We start from the raw sequence: 15,317 nt of genomic DNA on the forward strand, positions 1-15,317 counted from the left end.
TCAGGCTGGACAGGGGACTTTCACCCCCGAGCTGCTGAGCATGCCCGGCACACATGAAAAAACCCGCACAAAGGCGGGTTTTTAACAGCAAAAGAGCTGATTAGATTGCAGTAACGTTTACTGCAGACGGACCTTTCTGACCGTCTTGGATTTCGAACTCTACGTTCTGGCCTTCAGCCAGGGTTTTGAAGCCATTACCCTGGATTGCAGAGAAGTGTACGAACACATCTTTGCTGCCGTCAGCTGGAGTGATGAAACCGAAACCTTTAGACTCGTTGAACCACTTAACTTGACCTTTGATCTTTGCCATCTTGAGTATTTCCTTTGGATTGTTTAACTCGCCCGTAGGCGTTTACATAGACAAACTAGAGTCGTTACTGCTTGAGGCACTAAGATAAGGATCGGCAGAGAAGCGGTATTCAACGCTAACGTCTTTACTCAGAACTTCTTTACTGAAAATGCCACACATATACAGAACTGTACCTCGTTTTACCCATATGCGTTATCACATACTCTCTATTCGATGGCAAGCCATTTTTAATCAAGGGTGAACCTGTCGCACATATTTGAATCTGTTGTTCAGAAAGAGTGCTTAAATATGCTAAAATTTGTTGAAGGTCATCGTATTTTCTGCTCTATTTTTTATACTGTCTTATCCCGCTCTCTTGCTGGTTTTTAACATTTAAGCTAACAATTTTTATAATATTGCTTACCTAGATACCTCATGATTTCCATGTTATGCAAATGACAAAAAAGTGTGTTGGTATAAAATTTATTAGCATTAAATATATAATAATTGAATATATGAACTCTTTGCTCTAGGCACTGGTTCCTCCCTGCTCACTACCCTTCCCGCCTCATACAGCATGACTAACCCATTACTTAACCTCAGGTTATATCATCGACCCTGGCTCCCACGAGAAAAGATCAATATCTTATTTCTCGATATGACATAAAGGGCAATGCGGCAGCTATAGCAAACTGTAAAAATAGATTCTGCCATAGACAAATGGAAGTAAAAATATAACCAACAATCAGATTAAATTAATGAGTAAAAGTTTTTCTCATTCAACCATCAGAGTGCAGTTATTCATTAATGATTAACCAGAATGCACCAGAAAGGTGCGAAATCTCTTTATATTAACTGTATAAATATATAAAAAAATGCACTGTTTTAGTCAAATTAACCTGATGACTTTTGGTGGATTCTGCTGGCAATTCGTGCTGTAAATAATAAATTAAGATATTTCTCGATGTCTCTAAATTAAAACTTAACTACTCTAGCGCACAAGCTAAGATTGTATTTCATCTTCTCGTTATAGAACCGTTTAAGTTTGGGGTTATAACCTCTGCTTAATTATATCCAACTTATAAATAATCATTATTTTTGATAGGCATATAGATTATCTGATGCATCGATATCTTATTTCGCCTTATCAGCATCAGAGATCTAAATTATGAATTACACGTATATTATCAGCAGCTGCTTTCTGAGTAGTTTGTGGTGGGGCCAAGTTTCAATTGCTCTGGCGGGGGATATCAATCCTCCGGCTCAGACACCTATAGATCAGCAACTTAAGCCACAGGCGGATAACAACAACCTGTGGCAACGCCTGATAAACAACATCACACTCGCCTGGGACTCTCCTGAGCAAGAGCTCTATATCCCACTCAACACGTGGCATAACCGCAGGACTTACGATGCTGACAAGATAGCGTCATACAATGAACGTCCGTGGGGTATAGGCTATGGCAAGTATCGCTATGATGAGAAGAACAACTGGCACTCGGTGTATGCAATGGTGTTTATGGATTCACATAATGAAGTTGAACCGATTATAGGTTATGGCTATCAAAAAATGTGGATCCCTGGGGAAATGAGTGGCTGGCGTTTCGGGGCGGGTTTTACTGCCAGTATTACCGCACGTCATGAATATCTTTACATTCCTATACCATTACCCTTGCCACTTCTTTCTATTGAATATAATAAGTTTTCGCTACAAACCACCTATATTCCCGGCACTTATAATAATGGAAATGTGTTGTTTACCTGGATGCGTTGGCAATTCTAATTAGATACATTATTTAATCAATTAAGCCATATATTAACCGTGATTATATGCTGCAATTAAGAATTGGTCTCAATTAACCTTGAGCGCACCAGAAAGAGGCAACCACAGGCGGATTAAACTCCTGCACATAACAGATAATTGGCTTAATTGAGTGCTGATAATCTAAACACTGCGAGTCAGTTCGTGGAACGAAATAGCCGGGCTTTCATTACTCACTTATTGCCCGGCTATTTTAACTATGCCGTAATCCAATCAGGCGATGTTTGAATCATCGGTTTTTATCTGACAGCGCTTATGTTTACGCCGTGTCAGCATGAAACCACACCACAATAGCGCGATCCACACCGGCATCATCAAGACTGAAATCTGAATGCCATCAGTGAGGTACATGATGACCAGAATCAACGACAAGAACAGCAGACACAGGTAATTACCGTAAGGATACCATAGCGCCTTAAAGCGTGGTTCCGTGCCCTCCTGCACTTTAGCGGCACGGAACTTTAAGTGAGCCAGGCAAATCATGACCCAGTTAATGACCAGTGTTGAGACCACCAGCGCCATAAGCAGTTCAAAGGCTTTGCCAGGCATAACATAGTTGATAACGACCCCCGCAGAGGTCGCCAGCGCCGAAAGTGCGATAGACAAAATAGGCACCCCACGCTGATTAACTTTGGTCAACAACTTAGGTGCATTTCCCTGTGAGGCCAGACCAAATAGCATTCGGCTATTGCAATACACACCACTGTTGTAGACCGATAATGCCGCAGTCAAGACCACCACATTCAGGATAGTCGCCACCAGATGGCTGTCCAGCGCATGGAAAATCATCACAAAGGGACTCCCCCCCTCAACAACCTTACCCCAAGGATAAAGAGAGAGCAGAACCGCTAATGAGCCGATATAAAAAATAAGGATGCGATAGACCACTTGATTGGTCGCTTTAGGAATGCTGTGTTGTGGATCTTCCGCTTCTGCGGCAGTGATGCCCACCATCTCCAAGCCACCGAAAGAGAACATAATCACCGCCATCGCCATCACCAAGCCGCTGATACCGTGAGGCATAAAACCGCCCTGCGCCCAGAGGTTAGTGACTGATGCATCCGGGCCACCGGTTCCAGAGGCCAGAAGATAGGCGCCGAACACAATCATACCGATAATGGCGACAACTTTGATGATAGCGAACCAGAATTCCGTTTCACCATACAGACGAACGTTGACTAAATTTATGGCATTAATCAGGACAAAGAATATTGCAGCTGACACCCATGTCGGAATTTCCGGCCACCAATATTGAATATAGATGCCAACCGCGGTCAATTCCGCCATACCGACGAGAATAAACATCGCCCAGTAGTTCCAGCCAGATAAGAACCCAGCGAAATCGCCCCAATACTTGTAGGCAAAGTGGCTAAATGAACCCGCAACCGGCTCCTCAACCACCATCTCACCCAATTGACGCATAATAAGAAATGCAATGAAACCGCCGATGGCATAGCCCAATATCACCGAAGGGCCAGCCATTTTAATAGTCTGAGCGATCCCCAGAAACAGCCCCGTGCCAATTGCGCCACCCAGCGCAATCAGTTGAATATGGCGATTTTTTAAACCGCGTTTTAGTGTTGAATCCTGCAACTGCTGTTCCATCCTGTCCTCTGCCGCACCTATCCCCCACTGACGTGGTCAACAGTGCCTGATAAATGAATCTGCGGCGGTTTTTTAACACTTAAAACCGATTGCATCAAGGATAAAGGTGGTTAGTGAACGATAGGAGAGGCACCAATCAGTTTACGTTATATAAACCCCCTGTCGGTGCTGTCAGTCCGAGAGTTTGACTCGCATTCAGGGCTGTACTGCGGACATACCACACAACTTACTCAAATTACGGGCACCAATCATCAAAGTGGCCACATATGACTGACGTCGGGTAACCACTTCAACCGCAACGCGGTTATTCTTATAACGGATAAGATAAGTTGAAGGCCAGCCCTGACGCCGCTCGCCGTAAGATTTTTGATGGTGGTCAATTGCAGCATGAGCAATAACCAGATGTGATAAATTTGAATCCCCTTTAATAATACGTTTCATCATCAGCTCCACGAAAGTCGTTAAAGAACTTCTTACCGTTTGTTATTCCCGCCACTTAATGCGCGAGGAATATTCACTCTTGCTGAAAATTATCGATATTGGTACGAAGTGGCATCGTTAATTAAGCTTCCTGACTCAGCAAATAGCAGATCATTGCCGCACGCAATGGGCTTTGGCTATAAGCTTGCCACTCTCCCTGTGGGTTAGTCATTCGGGCATTCCACTGATTATTATCATTAATTTCTGGCGAGTAGATACCAATTTTATTGGCATAGATGATAGGCCATGCATCAGAAGGGTTTTTGCAGTAATCCTTACCTTTAATACCTCCGTAGGGATACCACTTATCTGGATCTTCACCGGTAAGCAACGCAATGCTTCTGTTTACTTCACTGTCACTCTCTTCATACCATTTAATCATCCGAATCACCGTTATCTTAAAAAGTTCTGGCTACATTACGGCGAAAATAAGACAAATTTATGACAGCCAACGCGGTTTATTTCGGCTTGATTAAAGAGGACGTTAAAACCTGCAGGAGGAAAAAAGTGGGAAGCTCTCAGCTCAGTATAGGCAAGTTGCCTACTGGATTGAATATCACTCTGACACTTCCTTACGGCAGCGCCAGAGTTAAAATGAGTTTAGCGCTCAGGGATAAAACCTTTAAAATCGAGCGGAGAAACTATATCACTGTCATTTTGCTCATCACTGCTGCCAGTGGCGTTGGCTAATAATGCTTTAAGCAACTCTGTTTGCTGTTTTTGCTGTTCGACAATCTCTTGTAGCAAATGAATTTGTTCATTGGCTCGTACACTGGCACGGCTCAAAAAGAACCAAACTATCAAGGAAAAAATGACAGTAAACAGTGACAGTGCGATTGGGACGACACCCAGTCCGCCCATATTGGTCTCTAACATTGACTACCCTATTACATACGTGATGAAGAGATTATCTTACCACTCTGCCCACAACAAAGGTGAATCTAGCGGGCGATTAACTGTTAATTGTGGTAACACTTGAAAATAGCTGCAATTTGCAATTATAAACAAGAGTAACGAGTAACACTTACCATGGAATAATCGAAGTAATAGTACAAATACCTGTAGAGAAAGTTCCTCCTTGATCGCAATAACTATCAAGGGCTAATAGATAAAACAAGCAACAAACGGCAATGATCCCTACCGTTGCGACAAGTTTCTTTATGTTCAAATCGGGCACCTTCTTCACCGTTTTTTTAAATTATACTGGATCAAACATCAACCATTTATAGCCAATATGTAATTACTCATGTCGCTATCGCCCTATGACACTACTTTAACCAGAGTTTTTACTGTTTCGTCTTATAAATCAATATAATTTAGGATTTTTACTATTAATTAACACATAATTATAAGCTAAACTATTAAACACATCCGCAACATAATAAGTAAAACTAATTACATGGAGTGACTACATGAGCTTATTCAGACTGTTTTTGGTGGCAGCAATCATATATCTTGGCCTACTCTTTTCAGGTTATGGTGTCCTTATTGGCAGTGAGAAGAACGCGGCAGGCCTGGGTTTACAGTGTAAGTATCTCACAGCCAGAAATATCGCCACCGCTCAATTTATAAGCGGCGAAAATGGCATCATTGGTGTCAGTAACTGCCCATTAGTGAAAAAAATAGGTAACAACGTATTTGAATAATCAACCTGCGGGTTTGCTATTAACCCGCAGACTATTTTGCTCATTTCTGGTGGAAACACCCGCCACAGCGTTGATGTGTATGTTATATGCGGGTAAATCACTCAGCATAAATAACTAATCTACTATTTTTGTGTAAATTTCATATCAATCAATGCAATCGCTTTCTCAATTGCCCGTTTAGTCACCGGATCAGCACCTGCCGGATGGGTCGAAAAATCAATAGATTTCAACTGCTGCGACATTTTACCCCGCACCTCAGTTGGCGCGATAATATCAATCACGTCAAGAAGTTGCTTAATCACCAGTTGACAAGCAACCAAATCAGAAACCAACTCTTGGTCATTAGTGAACATGTCAGACATCAATAATTCCTTCACAGTAATATTGTGTAAGAATATCATGCTCACGAGAATATTTCTTTATCCTCCCGTGTCATATCACCCCGTGACGATCAACTGATTAAAATTATCGTTGACTCATTAATCAGCTGAGATTAGTGACATTACGCGCTAAATAAGTTGGCGGAGTGGTTATATTATGTACAAAAATAGATTGCCGGGATACCATTTACTATTCTGGCACAAAGAGTTGGATATAAAAAAACCAGGTACGATTATCATCAATTACCTGGTTCTAGGGATAAATCATTGCAGCTATGCCGTTCACAATATTCCTAATCTCACAGTTCATCACCTCCTGCGCCTTTACCTTTATGCAGGACCATCACTGGCATCTTTAGAAAAACGGTTACACCAACAACCGCTATCAGAGTCATAATCACTGTTATCAACATGCGATCACCTCATCATTTTTAATTTCTATTTTTCCAAACTCAACCTTCTACCCTCGGGAGAGATCCCTTCCAGATGACACTACCCTTTTACTATGGCACCAGAAAACTCTTTTGCAAATACTCCCTGAAAACTCTTTATCTCCCATCTCGTGTTGTAGCGGCCAATTTGGTGTTTTGTGTTGTTCGATTCAACTTGTGTATACTGCACTACTCCTAACCTGAAAAAACAGACTAAATAATGTCACAAGAAAATCATCTCGCGTTAGTCTGCGCCCTCAGTAAATGGGTCGAAACCCATCTAGGGCGAGTCATCTACCTCGAAGAGTTAGCCGTATACTCAGGCTACTCACTTTGGCATATGCAGAAAATATTTAAAGAAGTAACGGGAATATCATTAGGTAAGTACATTAGGGAGAGGCGCTTAGCGGGTGCTGTTTATCAACTAAGAAGTAGTGATAGCACGATTTTTGACATTGCTTTGGACTTTGGCTTTGGCTCTCAGTCACACTTTACTTATATGTTCAGAAAACGTTACGGCATAACGCCCTATGATTTTAGGCAAAATACGGATATTGATCTTAATATCGCACTGCCTTTGCATGCCATTCACCAGAAACTGGCATAGTCAGCCAAATATCCCGCTATTCGCCTGAAGTTACCCCATCGTTATTCGGCGAATATCAATTCTTTTTGTAGCAATTCTGCACATCAATGGGTTGTGCTTCGTTACGCTGGCGGTCAGCCATATAGGTCATCACAAACATGGTGCTAACCACAATCAATGCAGCCAGCAGCAAACCAATCAGTGCAATGACTTTATTGTCATCAAACAGGCCCTTATCCATACATTCTCCCTAATTTCTATGGCAAGTCAGATTAACCATAGGATCGCAATCAACGTTATTGCAATCAGCAAACATGATGTTGTTAGTAAAACCACGAGCGCAAATTGCACATCGCCAATCCCTGCCAGATAATCGCCATTTTTGGTGACATTTTGTTGTTTTTTCAAATTGATGCCTGCTGGTGAATACACACCTGTCATGACCGTGCATTGAAAACTTGCACTTTTTATTGGCTGCATTTTATTAAATATCACGCCAACGCCAACTTAATAGCAGGCCACTCCAACGCGATCCTGTCGTAGTCTGGGTTATAGATCAAGCCCATCCATTGTAAAATTAGGGGCATTCTTTTAACACATTAAAATTCATTATGTATTACCCCCTTTTTTAGATCGACATTGCCCATCCTATCACACCGAGATTATTCCAGTTGCCAGGCTATATAGCGCCACAGCGGCAGCGAAAATGGCTACGGCAAAAAGGCATTTCTCGATAGGGGTAAATATTGACTTATTCTGCTCATGTTTAGCGATAATAAACAGCACTGTACCGGGACCGTATATCACTGCTGACAATAAGATATATTTCAAGCCCCCAGCATAGACCATCAATATGGCATACAGTGTGGCAATCAATGCAAAAATAAAATCTTTCCGCTGATCAACTGAACCTGGCGGGTAGGTTTCTCGCGTCCAGGCTAATTTCAATCCATAGGCTGCAACCAGCAGATAAGGGATCAAAACTAACGAACTGGTTAACTCCAGTGCGAGCTGGAAAGCATACTCAGTAAAAAGCGTAACAATTAAGAATAATTGGATAAAAATATTCGACATCCAAACCGCAGCAGAGGGTACACCTCGCTTGTTTTCAGTCGTAAATACCCGAGGCATGATATTGCTTTTAGCAGCCGAATAGAGCGCTTCCGCCGCCAAAAGAGTCCAGGAAAGATAGGCACCCATCACCGAAATAATAAGTCCGATGCTGATAAATATGGCTCCCCAGCGACCGACAATATGCTCTAACACGCCAGCCATTGAAGGTTGACGTAAAGCTGCGAGGTCTGGGCGAAGCATCACACCATAAGAGAGCATGGTGACTAAAACCAACAGGCATAGCACGCCAATAAACCCTAACACTGTCGCAATACCAACATGTTTTCTCTCTTTGGCATAGCGGGAATAGACACTCGCCCCTTCGATGCCAACAAAAACAAATACCGTGACTAGCATGGTGCTACGAACTTGCGAAAAAAGAGACTCAGAACCAGCACCTATTTCTAATGCGGCATGTCCCGTATAACCATAATCATCAAGATGGGTGAGATCACCAATGGCTCCCAGAGGCTGAGTTCCCCAGAAGTTTAATGCGAAGGTGTCAGTATGAAATGCAAATGCCAGTACGATGACAAAAATAAATATCGGAATAACCTTGGCGAAAGTGGCAATGGTATTAATCGCGGCAGCTTCTTTGATACCACGCAACACCATAAAATGAAAACTCCATAAAATTAATGAGGCAATTAACACGGCGGACAGGGTATTGCCATCGCCAAATAGCGGGAAAAAGGCACCCAATGTCGATTTGATCAAAACAAAATAGGAGACGCTGCCAATACACGCCCCAGACCAGAAACCGATAGCTGAAGCAAAACCAGCATAATCACCGAATCCCGTCTTGGCATAAATATAAACGCCGGAATCTAAATCCGGTTTTCGCTGTGCTAATGTTTGAAAAACAAAAGCCAGTGTCAACATACCACCACCTGCAATTATCCAGGCGATGATAGCGCCGAAGCCCCCCGTGGCGCGGCCAAATGTGGCAGGTAAAGAGAAAATGCCGGCACCAATCATTGAACCTACAACAAGTGATGTTAATGACCATAGTGACAATTTTTTATTTGATGAGGCCGCCATATTCATTCCCATTAACAATAGATAATTTAATATAAAACAGGTTAACCTAATAAGAGATTAAGTCCTATAGATGCTCTTCAGTAAAAATGTGAACTTCCGTTAAAAGTTGAATATTGATAGTTTGAGTATAGCAAGAGAAAATAATGCACGTAGCCGTCACCCTGAGGATATCGTGCATTGATTGGGGATTGAATTCAGTTGAACGGTGATCTATTAGATAGACATTTTGGCATCATAATACTTTATCTATTTAACCCTATTTGCAGAGCAATCTAGCCAATCAGATTTTTAGTCAAATAATAGCGATGATACTCATCTACGACATTTTCTAGTGCCATTTTCAATTGATAGCCATGCTTTTCATAAAAAGGCCGTGCTTGAAAACTGAATGTATCGACTTGGGCGAATTTACATCCTCGCTGTAACGCCTCCTGCTCTACACTCCGCATTAATTTACTACCAGCACCTGTATGGCGTAATGTCTCTGATACCCACAATAATTCAATACTCAGGTAATTACCTAAGGTATAGCCAGTAATCCCACCTAACTTTTCCCCCTGCTCACCGGTGATAAAAACAGCTAATGGTTTGCGGCTTTTGTCGCCAACAAAATCACGGTTAAAAGCCCTCAGTCCCGCCATAATTTCTGCAACATCTTCAGTCGTTGGGGTATCCGTCATCGTCAACTTCATTGTCACTACTCCTCGCTATGATCACACTAACATGGTTCAATTTTATCTTTTTTCTAGCCTATTTTCGCAGATAAGAGTTTTATTATTGGCGAATAATTGACAAAAATAAATGCTATTAATAACCATTTGCATTTATAATGCAGGCACTGTTTTTTATATTTGTACCAATACCTCTCTGTAATTGTAAGGATGTCGCAATGCTCCGCCGTTTCTTCTCTTATTACACCCCATATAAAGGGCTTTTCTATCTGGATTTCGGCTGTGCCATTCTTGCCGGGCTGCTGGAGTTGAGCTTCCCGATGGCGGTAAAATTGTTTATCGATAAATTGCTGCCAAATCAGGATTGGGTGTTAATTGTCTGGGCGGCAGCGGGCCTGTTACTGATTTATCTGCTGAATACCGCGCTAATGGCGATCGTTAACTACTGGGGCCATGCACTCGGTGTCGGCATCGAAACAGATATGCGCCGTCAGGCATTCAGTCATCTGCAAAAGCTCTCTTTTAGCTATTACGACAATGTGAAGACTGGGCATATCATTACCCATGTCACAAAAGACCTTGAAGAGGTTGGGGAGATTGCCCATCACGGCCCAGAGGATCTTTTTATTGCCGTCATGACCTTTATTGGTGCATTTATCCTGATGGCATCCGTTCATCTACCACTCGCCATGCTCACTATCATTATCGTGCCGTTTATGACCTATCTGGTCAGCCGCTACGGTTCACAAATGACGGAGACCTGGCGCAAGCTATTTGGCCAGGTGGGCAATTTTAATGCCCGAATTGAAGAGAGCATCGGTGGTATTCGCGTGGTGAAAGCCTTTGCGAACGAATCCCACGAAAAGAAATTGTTCGCCAAAGATAACGAAAACTACCGCATCACTAAGTTGCGGGCTTACCGCATTATGACCACCAGCATGACCATGAGCTATCTAAGTACCCGTTTGGTGCAGTTGATTGTGATGGTAGCGGGCACTTGGTACGTGGTTCATGACCAGCTAAGTTACGGCGGATTTGTCGGTTTTCTGTTGTTAGTTGAAGTCTTTTTCCGCCCGGTGGCGAAAATAACCTCAGTGCTGGAGAGCTATCCTAAGGGGATCGCTGGATTCAAACGATTCACTCAGCTAATTGATACACTGCCCGATATTGTCGATCAACCCAATGCGCGCCTGGTAGGCCACCTGCGTGGCGATATTTGTTACCAGAATGTCAGTTTTGGTTACTCACCGCAGAGTAAAATTTTCACCCATTTGAATCTGCAAATCCGTGCGGGGGAAACCGTGGCATTCGTCGGGCCATCTGGGGCCGGTAAGACTACATTATGCTCCTTGCTGCCCCGCTTCTACGAACTCGATGGTGGTACAATCACTATCGACGGTATCAATATTCGTGATATGACCCAGCAGTCACTGCGTAATAATATTGGTATTGTGCAGCAGGATGTTTTCTTATTCGGCGGCTCTATTCGTGAGAATATTGCCTATGGCAAGCTGGATGCCAGTGACGACGAAATCATGGCTGCCGCACAGCAAGCTCGACTCGATGAGTTGATTGAAAGCCTGCCTGATGGCCTTGATACCGTTGTTGGTGAGCGTGGTGTGAAATTATCTGGTGGTCAGAAACAGCGCCTATCTATTGCGCGCATCTTCCTGAAAAACCCACCGATTTTGATTTTGGATGAGGCAACATCTGCGCTAGATACCGCCACAGAACAAGCTATCCAGCTCGCGCTCACTGAACTCTCTCAGGGCCGAACCACGCTGGTGATTGCTCACCGCTTAGCCACCATTCAAAATGCCGATCGCATCATTGTGGTCGATAAAGAAGGGATTGTTGAGCAAGGAGGCCATCACGAGCTGCTCGCCCGTCAAGGGGCCTATGCCAAATTGCATAATGCCCAGTTCAGTGCAGCTTGATACAGTGTAAAAACCCACCCGCAGATGGGCGTGAATGGTAAACTGGAGGAAAATTCAGCCAAAGCCATTCCATCGCGGGCTTAAATAGGGTACAAGGACGCCATGAAAATTCCAAAACGAATCCAACCGCTGGTTGATGACGGCTTGGTTGACGAAGTCATCCGTCGTTTGAAAAGTGGCAAAGAAGCTGATGTCTATGTTGTCCGTTGTGGGCAGGATATCCGCTGCGCTAAAGTTTACAAAGAAGCTGAGAATCGTAGTTTCAAACAGGCGGTTCAATATCAGGAGGGGCGCAAGGTTCGCAATAGTCGTGACGCCCGCGCCATGGCCAAGGGATCTAAATTTGGTCGTAAGCAACAGGAAGAGACCTGGCAAACCGCTGAGGTTGATGCTCTGTATCTGCTAGCCAACGCTGGTGTTCGCGTGCCACAACCCTATGCGTGCCTTGATGGTGTTCTGCTGATGGAGTTAGTCACCGATGCAGATGGCCTTGCGGCACCCCGGCTCAGCGACGTCCCCTTTAGCAAAGAACAAGCCCTGATTGACCATGGGGTGATGATCCAATATGTGGTGCGAATGCTTTGCGCCGGTTTGGTCCATGGTGACTTATCAGAGTTTAATGTCTTAATCGACAAAGATGGCCCGGTCATTATCGATTTGCCACAAGCGGTCAATGCCGCAGCTAACAACCACGCTAAAGCCATGCTACAACGTGATGTTGCGAATATGACCCATTATTACGGTCAATACGCGCCTGAGCTACTTGGCCGTAAATATGCCAAAGAGATGTGGGCGCTCTATGAAGATGGCAAGTTGCATCCTGAGACCCAACTGACCGGCGAGTTTGCAGAGAGTACGGAAGCGGCAGATGTTGAGGGGGTACTTGAGGAGATTAACGCGGTTATCGCCGAAGAGCAGGAACGTCTGCGTGAAGCCCAAGATCCATATTAATCCGTCACCCTAGGCTAATCTGTAAAAATAACAATAAAGGGGCAGGTGAAATGCTACACCATGCTATTTCGCCTGCCCTGCTTTCCCCAACCCATCATTGATTTCATTTAACCCACAAACACGTTTAGCGCTTATGCCATTGTGATTTATCTGTGGTGCATATACTGTACTGCCATATGATCAGAGGCGTAGGTCAGTAAAGCGGCAATAAGCGGCACGGTTATCACCCCCCCTCCAGCGCCTCCCTGGTTCAACCTACCCATCACAGCATAATCTATTGTTCTATTTGACTGCTGTGTTACTTGATTGGGGGATGCTATCTGATAGGGATGCGTTAATCGGGGGTTTAGCAGCGCAAAAGAAGCGACCAACTGCTCAGAAGTACGATTATAATCCCCCATCACAATCCATGTGGCTGCCGATCTATTCGATTGCACCGTGCTCGTCATATAATTATCTATAAATTGAATGATTTGTGGTGCTTCATTATTCTCTGCAGCCCTGGCATGCAAACTGAAGAAATAGTCATCGCCAATACGAATACCCAATGTTGGCCGGGTATTCGCACCTATCGCCATCGGCGGTATAATTATCACTTCATCTGCCCGAACTCGGGAAACAAGGGCTAGATTGATGCGCGATGCAGCATCAGTTCGCCCATTATCGAACTGATAAATATAAAAATCCTTTGGCCGAGTACTTGAACCTAAATTAAGAATAAACTCCCGCACCTTATTAGGGTCCACCCCTTGGCCACGGGGATTTATAATAGTTACACTACCACCAGCAAGCGAAGTCATCGGTAATTTCTTCTTTGCTTGAGGAATTCTTCTCTCTATTTCTGGGTGTTGATCCCGCAATATGGGTAAAGCGATAGCACTTGGCGGTGCTGCTCCGGTTTCTTGCAAAGCAACAATATCTATTCCATCAATGTTCAACATCCCGGCAACCCCAGTCACCCACTTAGAATTACTACCATGACCACTTTGCGCGCCCTGCATATTCCATGAAGCCAATTTATAATCAGTAACATCCGCATGGGCTGCCAAAAATAGGAGTGAAAGGCTATAAGCGCACACCTTAAATAATCGTCTCATTCTTTCTCCATCCTATGATAAAATTAAGGTTTTAAGGGTGGGATAATAGCCCAATAATATTTCTTGTTCGTCTTATCACAAACATCACTGTATATCGAATAATAGCGGATACCAGAGTCCATATAAAGGCATTCGTCATTATGAGCAAACTTGATTAATATGGCACCAGTAGATGTTAATTCAAAGTTAAACTTTTGTTTTTTATGTCTGCTAACACATGTATCCTCGACAATTTGGTAGCCTGTACCATAGTGCTGTAGACATAACTCCGAATTTTGATTGGAGAAAGAAACTGTTCCATCAGCGTTATATAACACTCCCCAGTTGGCATTAGCCTTCCAGGTTCCTGATAAGTTATGAGCGTAATCCGCCCATAGATATTGATTCCCTCCATTATTATGACTATATATCAAGGCACCATGATTAACATTATAAATAGATTTATATATTGTATCGTCAGATGCTTTCGCATGATTCATCAAAAATAAAGTTGATATAAAAACTATATTTTTGGTCAATATGAATCTATTTAGCTCCTTACTCATATCACTACTCCCTTTTAAAAAATCTCACCTTGCAAGATAGATTAAATATAGAAATAGTTAAATTTTAATTTTTGTTATACCCTCAATCCTTCTTGAGGTAGCAACATCCCTTTTATCTGCCCCACATACGTCTCCCGTATCAGTTCAGTATTACCGTCTCAACACGGTTTTTCCCCGAGGTTTTCGCGCGATACAGTGCTTTATCCGCCGCGTCTGATAAGTCCATTGCCGCAATGTGCTCATCTAGTTGAAGATTAGATAATTCACCACCTCCATTCTCTCTCTTCACTGGCTAGCCTTTATGGTGCCGACCAAAGACTTTTTTGGCAAAGGCACTCAGGTGGTTATGATAAAAAGAAAATAAAGACATAAATATAAATCACCTATTATTCAAAAAAAAATAAAACAAAAAAAGTTAAAACATAGTTAATCCAATGAATACTACCAATAACGACAATACAAATTATAACATATGCCATTGAGCCGGTGTAGGTTTGGCGTGATGCAACCTGAGGTTCGATAAGTACTGACATTCAACTTGATAAAATCATTACAAATCCTGCCAAGAAAACTGAAGTCACAATCCGCTATGCTGGAGGTCAGCCATCTCATGATGGCAAACACGACTGCCCGCCACCTCCATCAGATAAAAACCACGAGGTTAGGACAATATAATTATTAGCCTAGTTAATCGGTGATAAAAGCAGATAAATTGAAATCTCT

At 43.1% G+C, this 15,317-nt stretch carries 20 protein-coding genes; 5 read left to right on the forward strand and 15 right to left on the reverse strand.

Translation table 11 applies throughout. From position 1 onward, the window contains the following. Window positions 1–100: 100 nt before the first annotated feature. Window positions 101–310, reverse strand: coding sequence for a transcription antiterminator/RNA stability regulator CspE (gene cspE, locus AACW11_RS08730; protein ID WP_002221949.1), 210 nt, complete (start codon window positions 308–310; stop codon window positions 101–103). A 42-nt stretch (window positions 311–352) separates the two neighbouring features. Next, complete coding sequence (locus tag AACW11_RS08735) at window positions 353–469, reverse strand: DUF2627 domain-containing protein (RefSeq protein ID WP_002211058.1); 117 nt, start codon at window positions 467–469, stop codon at window positions 353–355. 988 nt (window positions 470–1,457) lie between these two features. On the opposite strand from AACW11_RS08735, the gene pagP reads away from it, so the two are divergent. Beyond that, on the forward strand, window positions 1,458–2,072 hold the full coding sequence (gene pagP / locus AACW11_RS08740; RefSeq protein WP_212586497.1) for a lipid IV(A) palmitoyltransferase PagP: 615 nt from the start codon (window positions 1,458–1,460) through the stop codon (window positions 2,070–2,072). A gap of 252 nt (window positions 2,073–2,324) precedes the next feature. Here pagP and AACW11_RS08745 read toward each other — a convergent pair whose 3' ends face one another. The 5 genes from AACW11_RS08745 to AACW11_RS08765 all read right to left on the reverse strand — a co-directional run bounded on the left by AACW11_RS08745 (window position 2,325) and on the right by AACW11_RS08765 (window position 5,364). After that, the gene (locus tag AACW11_RS08745) at window positions 2,325–3,716 is read right to left on the reverse strand and encodes an amino acid permease (RefSeq protein ID WP_212586498.1); all 1,392 of its coding nucleotides are present in this window, start codon (window positions 3,714–3,716) and stop codon (window positions 2,325–2,327) included. A 195-nt stretch (window positions 3,717–3,911) separates the two neighbouring features. After that, window positions 3,912–4,160, reverse strand: a complete 249-nt coding sequence (locus AACW11_RS08750) for a DUF4060 family protein (protein ID WP_249192917.1) — start codon at window positions 4,158–4,160, stop codon at window positions 3,912–3,914. Between the two features lie 118 nt (window positions 4,161–4,278). After that, window positions 4,279–4,578, reverse strand: a complete 300-nt coding sequence (locus AACW11_RS08755) for a phage protein NinX family protein (RefSeq protein ID WP_212586500.1) — start codon at window positions 4,576–4,578, stop codon at window positions 4,279–4,281. Window positions 4,579–4,796: 218 nt separating this feature from the next. After that, window positions 4,797–5,072: a YebO family protein gene (locus AACW11_RS08760; protein WP_212586501.1), complete on the reverse strand. Its 276-nt coding sequence runs from the start codon at window positions 5,070–5,072 to the stop codon at window positions 4,797–4,799. Window positions 5,073–5,220: 148 nt separating this feature from the next. After that, a complete protein-coding gene (locus tag AACW11_RS08765; RefSeq protein WP_005170546.1) occupies window positions 5,221–5,364 on the reverse strand; it encodes a PhoP/PhoQ regulator MgrB in 144 nt (47 codons plus the stop codon). A gap of 244 nt (window positions 5,365–5,608) precedes the next feature. Here AACW11_RS08765 and AACW11_RS08770 point away from each other — a divergent pair, with 244 nt between their 5' ends. Next, window positions 5,609–5,842 (forward strand): YobH family protein, encoded by a 234-nt coding sequence (locus tag AACW11_RS08770; protein ID WP_212586502.1) that lies wholly within the window; start codon window positions 5,609–5,611, stop codon window positions 5,840–5,842. Between the two features lie 122 nt (window positions 5,843–5,964). Here AACW11_RS08770 and AACW11_RS08775 read toward each other — a convergent pair whose 3' ends face one another. Continuing rightward, on the reverse strand, window positions 5,965–6,204 hold the full coding sequence (locus AACW11_RS08775; RefSeq protein ID WP_212586503.1) for a DUF2766 family protein: 240 nt from the start codon (window positions 6,202–6,204) through the stop codon (window positions 5,965–5,967). Window positions 6,205–6,873: 669 nt separating this feature from the next. Between AACW11_RS08775 and AACW11_RS08780 the strand changes: the two genes are divergently transcribed. Further along, on the forward strand, window positions 6,874–7,260 hold the full coding sequence (locus tag AACW11_RS08780; RefSeq protein WP_032898754.1) for a helix-turn-helix domain-containing protein: 387 nt from the start codon (window positions 6,874–6,876) through the stop codon (window positions 7,258–7,260). A gap of 55 nt (window positions 7,261–7,315) precedes the next feature. Here the strand turns inward: AACW11_RS08780 and AACW11_RS08785 are convergent, their stop codons facing one another. The 4 genes from AACW11_RS08785 to AACW11_RS08800 form a co-directional block, all read right to left on the reverse strand. Next, entirely contained in the window at window positions 7,316–7,480 is a 165-nt protein-coding gene (locus AACW11_RS08785; protein ID WP_212586504.1) for a hypothetical protein, read from the reverse strand. A 26-nt stretch (window positions 7,481–7,506) separates the two neighbouring features. Continuing rightward, window positions 7,507–7,734 carry a hypothetical protein gene (locus AACW11_RS08790; RefSeq protein ID WP_212586554.1) on the reverse strand — a complete coding sequence of 76 codons (228 nt, stop codon included), beginning with the start codon at window positions 7,732–7,734 and terminating at the stop codon, window positions 7,507–7,509. Window positions 7,735–7,890: 156 nt separating this feature from the next. Then, the gene (locus tag AACW11_RS08795) at window positions 7,891–9,393 is read right to left on the reverse strand and encodes an amino acid permease (RefSeq protein ID WP_212586505.1); all 1,503 of its coding nucleotides are present in this window, start codon (window positions 9,391–9,393) and stop codon (window positions 7,891–7,893) included. A 272-nt stretch (window positions 9,394–9,665) separates the two neighbouring features. Then, on the reverse strand, window positions 9,666–10,085 hold the full coding sequence (locus AACW11_RS08800) for a GNAT family N-acetyltransferase (protein WP_212586506.1): 420 nt from the start codon (window positions 10,083–10,085) through the stop codon (window positions 9,666–9,668). 197 nt (window positions 10,086–10,282) lie between these two features. Between AACW11_RS08800 and AACW11_RS08805 the strand changes: the two genes are divergently transcribed. Together AACW11_RS08805 and AACW11_RS08810 are read left to right on the forward strand one after the other, a co-directional pair. Then, entirely contained in the window at window positions 10,283–12,001 is a 1,719-nt protein-coding gene (locus tag AACW11_RS08805) for an ABC transporter ATP-binding protein (protein ID WP_212586507.1), read from the forward strand. A gap of 102 nt (window positions 12,002–12,103) precedes the next feature. After that, complete coding sequence (locus tag AACW11_RS08810) at window positions 12,104–12,952, forward strand: PA4780 family RIO1-like protein kinase (RefSeq protein WP_005278564.1); 849 nt, start codon at window positions 12,104–12,106, stop codon at window positions 12,950–12,952. Window positions 12,953–13,098: 146 nt separating this feature from the next. Here AACW11_RS08810 and AACW11_RS08815 read toward each other — a convergent pair whose 3' ends face one another. From AACW11_RS08815 to AACW11_RS08825, 3 genes are all read right to left on the reverse strand, one after another. Next, window positions 13,099–14,049 carry a cytolethal distending toxin subunit B family protein gene (locus tag AACW11_RS08815; RefSeq protein WP_212586508.1) on the reverse strand — a complete coding sequence of 317 codons (951 nt, stop codon included), beginning with the start codon at window positions 14,047–14,049 and terminating at the stop codon, window positions 13,099–13,101. A 23-nt stretch (window positions 14,050–14,072) separates the two neighbouring features. Next, the gene (locus AACW11_RS08820) at window positions 14,073–14,594 is read right to left on the reverse strand and encodes a hypothetical protein (protein WP_212586509.1); all 522 of its coding nucleotides are present in this window, start codon (window positions 14,592–14,594) and stop codon (window positions 14,073–14,075) included. A 139-nt stretch (window positions 14,595–14,733) separates the two neighbouring features. After that, entirely contained in the window at window positions 14,734–14,883 is a 150-nt protein-coding gene (locus AACW11_RS08825; protein ID WP_212586555.1) for a hypothetical protein, read from the reverse strand. Window positions 14,884–15,317: the final 434 nt, after the last annotated feature.

Source organism: Yersinia sp. Marseille-Q3913 (assembly GCF_963892745.1).
In the GTDB taxonomy this organism is placed as follows: Bacteria; Pseudomonadota; Gammaproteobacteria; order Enterobacterales; family Enterobacteriaceae; genus Yersinia; species Yersinia bercovieri.

What these genes read in the sequence shown, in the direction of transcription:
- AACW11_RS08735 (WP_002211058.1), bottom strand. Translation starts at nt 469, where the DNA reads ATGTGTGGCATTTTCAGTAAAGAAGTTCTGAGTAAAGACGTTAGCGTT.
- AACW11_RS08815 (WP_212586508.1), bottom strand. Translation starts at nt 14,049, where the DNA reads ATGAGACGATTATTTAAGGTGTGCGCTTATAGCCTTTCACTCCTATTT.
- AACW11_RS08780 (WP_032898754.1), top strand. Translation starts at nt 6,874, where the DNA reads ATGTCACAAGAAAATCATCTCGCGTTAGTCTGCGCCCTCAGTAAATGG.
- AACW11_RS08745 (WP_212586498.1), bottom strand. Translation starts at nt 3,716, where the DNA reads ATGGAACAGCAGTTGCAGGATTCAACACTAAAACGCGGTTTAAAAAAT.
- AACW11_RS08785 (WP_212586504.1), bottom strand. Translation starts at nt 7,480, where the DNA reads ATGGATAAGGGCCTGTTTGATGACAATAAAGTCATTGCACTGATTGGT.
- AACW11_RS08775 (WP_212586503.1), bottom strand. Translation starts at nt 6,204, where the DNA reads ATGTCTGACATGTTCACTAATGACCAAGAGTTGGTTTCTGATTTGGTT.
- AACW11_RS08760 (WP_212586501.1), bottom strand. Translation starts at nt 5,072, where the DNA reads ATGTTAGAGACCAATATGGGCGGACTGGGTGTCGTCCCAATCGCACTG.
- AACW11_RS08810 (WP_005278564.1), top strand. Translation starts at nt 12,104, where the DNA reads ATGAAAATTCCAAAACGAATCCAACCGCTGGTTGATGACGGCTTGGTT.
- cspE (WP_002221949.1), bottom strand. Translation starts at nt 310, where the DNA reads ATGGCAAAGATCAAAGGTCAAGTTAAGTGGTTCAACGAGTCTAAAGGT.
- pagP (WP_212586497.1), top strand. Translation starts at nt 1,458, where the DNA reads ATGAATTACACGTATATTATCAGCAGCTGCTTTCTGAGTAGTTTGTGG.
- AACW11_RS08755 (WP_212586500.1), bottom strand. Translation starts at nt 4,578, where the DNA reads ATGATTAAATGGTATGAAGAGAGTGACAGTGAAGTAAACAGAAGCATT.
- AACW11_RS08795 (WP_212586505.1), bottom strand. Translation starts at nt 9,393, where the DNA reads ATGGCGGCCTCATCAAATAAAAAATTGTCACTATGGTCATTAACATCA.
- AACW11_RS08820 (WP_212586509.1), bottom strand. Translation starts at nt 14,594, where the DNA reads ATGAGTAAGGAGCTAAATAGATTCATATTGACCAAAAATATAGTTTTT.
- AACW11_RS08770 (WP_212586502.1), top strand. Translation starts at nt 5,609, where the DNA reads ATGAGCTTATTCAGACTGTTTTTGGTGGCAGCAATCATATATCTTGGC.
- AACW11_RS08805 (WP_212586507.1), top strand. Translation starts at nt 10,283, where the DNA reads ATGCTCCGCCGTTTCTTCTCTTATTACACCCCATATAAAGGGCTTTTC.
- AACW11_RS08800 (WP_212586506.1), bottom strand. Translation starts at nt 10,085, where the DNA reads ATGAAGTTGACGATGACGGATACCCCAACGACTGAAGATGTTGCAGAA.
- AACW11_RS08750 (WP_249192917.1), bottom strand. Translation starts at nt 4,160, where the DNA reads ATGATGAAACGTATTATTAAAGGGGATTCAAATTTATCACATCTGGTT.